At 52.3% G+C, this 7,905-nt stretch carries 7 protein-coding genes; 2 read left to right on the forward strand and 5 right to left on the reverse strand.

Annotated features, from left to right (window positions below; translation table 11 throughout):
* Positions 1-72 precede the first annotated feature (72 nt).
* A complete protein-coding gene (locus MVK46_RS07100; protein ID WP_297535931.1) occupies positions 73-420 on the forward strand; it encodes an ASCH domain-containing protein in 348 nt (115 codons plus the stop codon).
* A gap of 55 nt (positions 421-475) precedes the next feature.
* Here MVK46_RS07100 and MVK46_RS07105 read toward each other — a convergent pair whose 3' ends face one another.
* From MVK46_RS07105 to MVK46_RS07120, 4 genes are all read right to left on the reverse strand, one after another.
* On the reverse strand, positions 476-1,975 hold the full coding sequence (locus MVK46_RS07105) for a carboxypeptidase M32 (protein ID WP_297535937.1): 1,500 nt from the start codon (positions 1,973-1,975) through the stop codon (positions 476-478).
* 79 nt (positions 1,976-2,054) lie between these two features.
* Complete coding sequence (locus MVK46_RS07110; RefSeq protein ID WP_297535932.1) at positions 2,055-3,548, reverse strand: hypothetical protein; 1,494 nt, start codon at positions 3,546-3,548, stop codon at positions 2,055-2,057.
* Position 3,549: 1 nt separating this feature from the next.
* The gene (locus MVK46_RS07115) at positions 3,550-5,397 is read right to left on the reverse strand and encodes a hypothetical protein (protein ID WP_297535933.1); all 1,848 of its coding nucleotides are present in this window, start codon (positions 5,395-5,397) and stop codon (positions 3,550-3,552) included.
* The gene (locus MVK46_RS07120; RefSeq protein WP_297535934.1) at positions 5,385-6,359 is read right to left on the reverse strand and encodes a hypothetical protein; all 975 of its coding nucleotides are present in this window, start codon (positions 6,357-6,359) and stop codon (positions 5,385-5,387) included. Before MVK46_RS07120 ends, MVK46_RS07115 begins: the two co-directional genes overlap by 13 nt.
* Before the next feature lie 222 nt (positions 6,360-6,581).
* Here MVK46_RS07120 and MVK46_RS07125 point away from each other — a divergent pair, with 222 nt between their 5' ends.
* Positions 6,582-7,412, forward strand: a complete 831-nt coding sequence (locus MVK46_RS07125) for a carbohydrate kinase family protein (protein WP_297535935.1) — start codon at positions 6,582-6,584, stop codon at positions 7,410-7,412.
* Here MVK46_RS07125 and MVK46_RS07130 read toward each other — a convergent pair.
* A complete protein-coding gene (locus MVK46_RS07130) occupies positions 7,402-7,851 on the reverse strand; it encodes a hypothetical protein (RefSeq protein WP_297535936.1) in 450 nt (149 codons plus the stop codon). The genes MVK46_RS07125 and MVK46_RS07130 overlap by 11 nt on opposite strands.
* Positions 7,852-7,905 lie beyond the last annotated feature (54 nt).

Consider the following 7,905-nt stretch of genomic DNA (forward strand, 5'->3'; position numbering starts at 1 on the left):
AGGCCCAAGCTCCTCGCAAAGCTCATAAAGGTCAGCCCGAGCCTGATTAGGACGTTGCTGTGAGGTGGGAGCATGAGGTGGAAGATGGGCCTTCAGGAGGAGTACCTAAAGGCGATAGCCGAGGGCAGGAAGAAGGTGGAAGGTCGCCTGTACGACGAGAAGAGGCAGGCCATAAAGCCGGGCGACGAGATAGTCTTCGAGAACAAGCTCGTCTGCGTCGTGAAGGACCTGAGGGTTTATTCCTCCTTCAGAGAGATGCTGGAGAAGGAGGGCCTTGAGAACGTCCTGCCGGGAGTGAAGAGCATCGAGGAGGGCGTTAAGGTCTACAGGCGCTTTTATTCCGAGGAGAAGGAGAAGAAGTACGGCGTGGTCGCGATAGAGGTCGAGCCCGTTGCGTGGATTGGGGAACCGTTAGAGTAGTAGCTCGGTTTTCGATTTTTGAATTACGGGCAAAAAGAGGAAGTTGAGGAAAGACTCAAAGATACCTCTCCTTCACCCACCTGATGAAGTAGTCCGGGTTCAGCTCCTCGCCGATGGCCTTCCTGAGGAGCTCCTTCGGCGGGTAGATGCTTCCCCAGCGGTGTATCCTCTCCCTCAGCCAGGCCTTGATTGGCTCGAACTCCGCTTTGGCAACCTTGTCTTCGAAGTCCGGGATGTCCTTCTTCATGTGGTAGTAGAGCTGGCTCGCGAGGAGCGTTCCGATGCTGTAGGTCGGGAAGTAGCCTATCGTTCCGTGCGCCCAGTGGATGTCCTGGAGGATTCCCTCGGCGTAGGTCTTCGGCCTTATGCCGAGAAGCTTCTCCATCTCCTCGTTCCAGAGCTCCGGCAAATCCTTGGCCTTAACGCCCTCGTTGAGCATCATTCTCTCGAGCTTGAAGCGTAGGAGTATGTGGAAGTTGTAGGTGACGACATCTGCTTCAGTCCTGATGAAGTCCGGGCGAACGATGTTGAAGTACAGGTAGACGTCCTCCGGCGTGTAGTTGGCCATGAAGGGCAGGTTCTCCTTCAGGACGGGGTAGATTAGCCCCGCGAACTCTCTGCTCCTACCGATGATGTTTTCCCAGAACCTGCTCTGGCTCTCGTGGATTCCAAGGGAGACGCCGCCGGCTATGGGGCTGAACATGAAGCGCTCGTCCTGCTGGAGCTCGTAGAGGGCGTGACCGAACTCGTGGACGGTGCTCAGTATCGTCCTCCTGAAGTCGTAGCCCTCGTATCTGGTGGTTATCCTCACGTCCCTGATTCCGAACTCGGTCGTGAACGGGTGGGCGGAGACGTCCAAGCGGGAGCGGACACCGAGCGGGAAGCCGAACTTCTGGAGAATCCAAAGGTTCACCCTCTCCATCTGCTCCCTCTCATACTTCTCCTTCTCGAGCGGGTGGCTCTGGGGGACTTTGCCTTCCTCCATTATCTTCTCGAGGAGGGGCTTTAGTTCCTTCTCGAGCTTCTCGAACATCCTCTCGACTTCCCTGGTTGTGAGGCCTTCCTCGTACAGGTCAAGGAGGGCATCGTAGGGCTCGTCCTCGTAGCCGAGATAGTCAGCGGCGCGCTTCGCCAAATCGATTATCCTGTCGAGCCAGGGCTCGAACTTGGAGTAGTCGTTGGTCCTCTTAGCCTCCTCCCAGGCCTTCGTTGCCTGGCTCGTGACTTCACTCATCTCCCTGAGGAACTCGGGCGGGAAGGCCCTGCTGATTCTTATCGAGCGGTCGAGAACCCTGACGACACCGCGCTCGTACTCGTTGAGGTCCTCTAAGCCCTTGGCCTTCTCGACGAGCTCGACGAAGTCCGGCTTGAGGAGGAACTCCTGGCCCAGAACAGAAAGCTCGCCCTGCGCAACGCTCCTCTCAAGGATTCCCTCCCTGGGCATGTTGACCTCCATGTCCCAGCCGAGGACGCTCTGGGCGTGATTGATTGCCCATATCCTCCTGTATTTAGCCAGAATCTCTTTAATCGTCTCGTTCTGGAAGACGCTCTCCATGTTCATCACCGGGAGATTTTGGAAGCCGAACTTTTTAATCTTTTTCGACAGCCATCTAAACGAAGCCGTTGGAAGGGATTTACTCAGCCGTATCTCTTAAACGCCTCAAGGCAACGGCGGTAACGGCGAGGAGGGTAACGAGGCCCGGCCCGCAGATGGTTTTGGTCTTCGTTTCTCCCGGAGCGGTGCTTGCTAGAGAACCAAAGCTCAAGCTAACCTTTGGTGGAACGGGCTGGGAGGTCACTCGGGCAGGTTCGAACAGGGGGTAGAACTTTCCGTTCACCCCTACAGCAAAGGGAACGTACGGGAGAACCCTTAGAATCTTTCTATTTTGAATTTCCAAAGTGCAGTTACAGCCCCAAGAATAGCCCAAGAACTCTGCAGGATAGCTCACCGTGAAGTTCCCGACTTTCACGGAAGTCCACTCAATGGGAACTTTCGGCACTTCAACGGGACTAACGTTTGAGTCATTGAGACAGGTGGGATTAAAGGTCGCGTTCTCAACGCTACCGTTCCAGAGGCGAAGCTTAAGCCTCCACAAGCCGTTTTCAAACTTCACAACAGGTTCTTCAGGATAGGCGCCGAGGAAATACGGCCCACTGGAGGAAACGTAAAAGAGATAGCTGGAAACCATGTCGGGAACGAGGGTGCAGTTGAACGGATTCCCCGGGCACATTCCCGGACTAAGAACCTCATAACCAACAACAAGGAGAACACCCTCTCCTCCCGGATAGGCCTTAATGACCCTGAGACCCGTTACGGGAAACTTGACATGTAAACCAGCCGAGTTGCAAACGGTCACGTTTACAATTTTAACATCCCTCGGAAACCAATACCCAGGCACCGAAGTGTTGGGTGGAACCCTGAAATCCGGTCTGGTTATATTGAGATTCAGGTAAACCAGGGTAACGTTTCTAACCCTGTTACCTCTTCTAAGGATGAAATAAATCGGAAAACGGCTCGAATTGACGACTTCAGTTGGGCCGGGCGACCACTTCAGGGCGTCCCTGCTCATCGTTACCCAGACGTCGCTCACGTTCGCGTAGCCCCACTTCTCAAAGCTCGAAGACTGAAGCTCAATCCGCCAGCCGTCTATCTCGTCAACGGGTTTACCGTGGGGAAGCTCGGACCACGTCAAGTTCGTTTTCTCAACGCAGAACCTGCGGGGGTTGAAGTAGTAAACCGCCCTAATGGACTCGTCGGGCGAGGCGTTCTGTGGATACGCCGTGATGTTGATATACCAGCTCCCGTTTATGAAAACCGCCCCGTTATAGGTCTGATAGGGCGTTTTAAGCGCCGGTGTGAAGTTGAGGAGGTACAGCCGGGAGCCGTTGAAGTAGAGGAGGTACTCGTCTCCTCCGAGGACTTCCCCCATTGTTGCGTTGGCGCAGTCTATTCCGGACAGAGGAGGGCAGTACGGAACGTACGTGAGAATGAGCAGGTGTATGAGTGCATCCCGTCCGCCGGAAACAACCGAGTACTGAACTTCATAAACTTCCTGACCCGATGCTAGCCCGGAAATGATGAGCAATAGCAACACGATGAGAGCTGTACTGGCCTTCCATCGGGACACCCTACCACCCCCTCAAGCCTCTCACTGTCACCAGACCAAGAACCGCCAAAAGAACCACAAATCCGGGTCCGCAGATGGCTTTTTCTTTTGTGTCTGTTGAAGTTGGAGTAGTTGTTTCCATAACCCCCACCGTTGAAGTGTTCGTATGCTCTAACTTTTGTGCCCTGGAACTGCACAATCCAAAGGTTACGCTCGAATTAAGGTATGGGTTTGGCAAGCCTCTAACCAAATCTCCCTGCGGACTCATGAGTCTGAGCAAATCAAAAACCGGCTTTAAATTCCCGTTCACGTAATAAAGAGCGTAAACGCCGGAGGAATTGTCAACGGGCAGAAGAATATCGCTCCAGCCAAGGATTACTCCTCCAAAAGTAAAACGCCCACCGTAGTCGAATCCTGCGGTGGGGATTATCAAGTAGCCTTTTCCGTCTTTTGCCGCGGTAAACTTCCACCCCCAAACCTTTGGTGGGTAATACTTCGCTAACTCCTTTAGCGGAATTCTCAGGGTAGTGCTATTAAACCGGAAGACCATGTATTTCCCTTCAACGGTTCCGTTGGTGACGAAGCCGGAAGAGCTGTGGAAGTTGTCAATTAACCTCCAGCATGTTCCGTTAAGATAATAAGCGATTGAGGAGTTTATAACTGGAGGGGACTTCTCCCAGAGGAGTTCGTAGTGATTCTTCCAGACACTAAACTTAAACTCGTAAAGCCACCATTCCGAGAGGTTGAACTGCCTGACAGTGGGTGAAAGGTTCAAAAACCTCGGAACACCGTTCACGACAAGATAGGGGATAGGTGCTGGGGGAAATTCCATGAGTGCTCCGCCCTCTGTGAGAAAAGTATCGTTCCTTTCAATTGTGAGCACTGCGGAAGTGCCGTTTGATACAATGGAGAAATGGAGTTTGTAGTACTGGGAGAAGTTTTCAAAAAACTCGTGTGCTGGTAGGGGTGTTATCCACCTTTGGGATGTCATTGCGATGACTGGATTCTCTAGGTTTCTAAGGGGGTCGCCCTGTGGGGTGATTAGTTTTAGAACGTCCACGAGGAGTTTTAACTTTCCCTTCGAATACAGGAGGATTGGAATGGATTGATTGGCATTCAATTCAACGCCCTTCGAAAAGTCAACGCCAACGTAAACTTTTCCCTTGTCTTTCCAGTAACTTAAGCGGAGAGGATAAATGAGAAGGGCTTCTCTATGAATTACCCGGTATGAGGCCGTTGTTGAGTTCCAGATGTAAACCACGTCCCTGTAGAGGACTCCCCCGAGGTCGTTCAGGAACTGCTCCGGGTAGTACTTCAATAGTTCCCTCGCCGGAATTTTGAGGGTTGTGTTTGAGCCGTTGAAAACCATGTAGTTTCTCTCCAAGCGTCCAATCAACGGGGAATTTTTCGTGTAGTGCGGAACGATCACAGGTATTGTGTAGTTGCATATCCAAAAGTAGTTGTTAATCGTCCCGTTTTCTGCCTGCCAGTGGATTATTGGGAAGCCATCGTAGGAGAAGATTGTGAAGTTGTTCGTCGGCCAGGGTAACGTCACGTTTCCGAGCCTGTGAGTGACTCCGGGGAGGTTCGTCAGGTTAACGTACTCAAAAGTCCAGTTGGTAATGTTGTGATAAGAGGGGTACGCAGTGTAGAGGAGGTGATATTCGCCGGGGGAAGAGCCGTTCACCCGCCAGTAGGGTTTCACCATGATAATGAAGTATGGCAAAATTCCAATACTGTAGGGTCTAAGTCCCTCGATGGTGATTTGATAGGCCTGGAAGGTCCGGGTGCTGGAGACAGAAAACCTATGAAATGGAACTATTGACATTGAAAGGATGAAAATAAGGAAACCAATCATTATTCGGGACATTTTCTCACCCTCTTCAATGTTTTTTCTGCAAAGAGAGCAGTTGTCCCAAGTAGGACAAGGAAAGCAGGTCCGCAGATGCTCTTTTTGCTCTTATTTTCAACTACTGAGATAGCAGTTGAATTGGTAGTATTCGCACCACCTTTGGCGCAGACGAACTTTCCCAAATCAATGAATTTAGGTGAACGAACTGTTTTGCCATAAACAAGGAAAAGTAGGGGGATGTCCTCAACACTCTCCCCTGCGGGAACTTTGATTACTTCCATGTTAATCAGAACAACCCCGTGCTTTGCCTTAAACGCCTCCAGCTTTAGGGTTGAAGCATTGACCCATTCTGGGAGCATAAGGGTGTAGTTTCCTCCGAATACCTCAACGGTTCCGTTCTTGACCATTACCGGAACACCCTGAAGGGATTTCCTTGGAAGTTTAAATGTAGAGATGTTCCACATGAGTCCCCTGCAGGTGTTTGTTTCCGTTCCGCTGGGATACGAGGCTATTCTACACGTTGAAACGTTTTCCAAACATGTTCCAGTGAACCGGTAAAGCGTCTTCACTGTCACGTTCTTGAGGAGCGTGAAGTTGTGGGGCACGCCTTCAATCGTGATTGTCACGTTTTTGTACGGGACGTGAGTCCTGTTGACGGTTAGAACGTAAAGCGTCCTGTTCACGAAACCGAGGAAGGTCTCCCGGCCAATCTCTGTACCCCCAAGAAAGACGGTCTTGCTCCCGTCGGTGAGGATGTAATATTCATTCGGCATACCCACCAGCACGGGCGTCCACTCCCCAGCTATCATCTCGCAGGTGTACGTGTTCTCTCCGATTTCAAGGAGAAGCCAGCCGTTGATAGTGCCTATTGAATCTACGGAATAGATACTGTACGGCGAGCAATCGGCCGAGATAACCGGAAGAAAAAGCAGTAAGAGCACAAAGATTATAGAGGCCACACCGAAGATACCCCTTGGCATGTCTCCCACCGAATTCTGTGTAATCCCCACGAATTTGCATAAATCATTGATAAAAGCTCATAAAAATCTTTTGGTAATACTAGTCCACCATAAACAACTCACTATGTTTCAATTTTAGCCGTGTCTATTGAGTTGTAACCACTTACCACGTATCCAATTCCACCGTTTGGCTTAAAACCCAAGACGACGTAACCCTTCCAATCGAATGAAGGTGGTGATAGAATGGTCGAGCTGGTTGTTCTCGGTCACGTTTCAATAGACACGATAGTCTTTCCGGATGGGAGGAGAATCGGGATGCCCGGCGGGGCCGCGGCGGCCGTTGCTACTTCCGCCTCTCTCGCCGGTGCCAAGGTTGGCCTCGTCACGAAGATTGGTGAGGATTTTCCGAGGGAGTGGCTTGAGAGGCTTTCCCAGTACGTTGACACTCGGGGGGTTCAAATCCTGCCCGGAAAGACTATTCACATCTGGGTCATCTACAAACCCGATGGAAGCGTCGAGTCGCCGGTCGAGATGGGCGTTGCAAAGAGAATGGGCGAGACGCCGATTCCCGAGGACTACATGAAGGCGAAGCTCTTCCACATAGCCCCGATTCCACCGGAGGAACAGTTGAAGGTCGTCGATAGGCTGGAAGGGAAGAGGATAAGCATAGATTTTAACCCAACTTACTATGAGGACTACCGGAGAAAGCCAGACCTCGTTAGGGAGCTTGTCTCGAGGAGCTACATCGTTTTTCCAAACGAAAGGGAGGCGAAGCTCATCACAGGCCTTAACGACGTGAGGAAAGCCGCTGAGGAACTGTACTCGTGGGGAGCGAGGCTTGTTGTTGTAACGCGAGGCAGGGAGGGGGTTCTGGTCTACGACGGAAGCTTCCGCGAGTTTCCGGCGTTGCCGGTCGAAGGGGAAATCGACCCCACCGGCGCTGGCGATGCATTCGCAGGGGGCTTTTTAGCGGGACTCGTAAAGGGGAAGGGACTGGACGAGTGCGCAAAGCTCGGCCTTAAGAGGGCGCGCGAGGTTTTGAAAAAGAAGGGAAGCTGGAGCATCAGCGTTTGATGATGATATAGATTAGAACGTAGAGCAAAACCGCGAAGAGCGCCGCAACCTCGGTGTTGACGAAGCTCGGCGTATAGAAGGACAGAACGTAGGCAAAGTAGTAGACCGGCACCGCGAGGAAGGTTCCCCCGAAGAGAACGTAGTAGTGCTCCAGCGGGGCGTTCCTCTTGGGGAGGTAAAGGCCCTCAACGGCGCATATAGCGAACACCAGCGCCGTCAGACCGAAGATGCCGCCGACCCTGTGGTAGACCAGTAGAAGCCCAACGAACGCCAGGAAGATGTACCCCAGCGACTCCCAAAGAAGGGACGCCACCGCGAGAATCAGGGCTATGCCGAACTCTGCACCCCAGCCGAAGAAGGAGTACAGGAAAAGGAGGGACAGCACGAGGGATGAGAGGGCCGTCAGCCCCCCAATGGACAGGAGGTAGTGCCTCCTCATTTGCCCATCACCTCCGCTATGGCGACCTTGAGGGGCTTCTTCTTGATGTCCCAG

Source organism: Thermococcus sp., assembly GCF_027066465.1.
Classification (GTDB): domain Archaea; phylum Methanobacteriota_B; class Thermococci; order Thermococcales; family Thermococcaceae; genus Thermococcus.

Excerpts from the sequence above, each read along its gene's own strand:
- MVK46_RS07100 (WP_297535931.1), top strand. The coding sequence starts at position 73 with ATGAGGTGGAAGATGGGCCTTCAGGAGGAGTACCTAAAGGCGATAGCC.
- MVK46_RS07105 (WP_297535937.1), bottom strand. The coding sequence starts at position 1,975 with ATGGAGAGCGTCTTCCAGAACGAGACGATTAAAGAGATTCTGGCTAAA.
- MVK46_RS07115 (WP_297535933.1), bottom strand. The coding sequence starts at position 5,397 with ATGTCCCGAATAATGATTGGTTTCCTTATTTTCATCCTTTCAATGTCA.
- MVK46_RS07120 (WP_297535934.1), bottom strand. The coding sequence starts at position 6,359 with ATGCCAAGGGGTATCTTCGGTGTGGCCTCTATAATCTTTGTGCTCTTA.
- MVK46_RS07125 (WP_297535935.1), top strand. The coding sequence starts at position 6,582 with ATGGTCGAGCTGGTTGTTCTCGGTCACGTTTCAATAGACACGATAGTC.
- MVK46_RS07130 (WP_297535936.1), bottom strand. The coding sequence starts at position 7,851 with ATGAGGAGGCACTACCTCCTGTCCATTGGGGGGCTGACGGCCCTCTCA.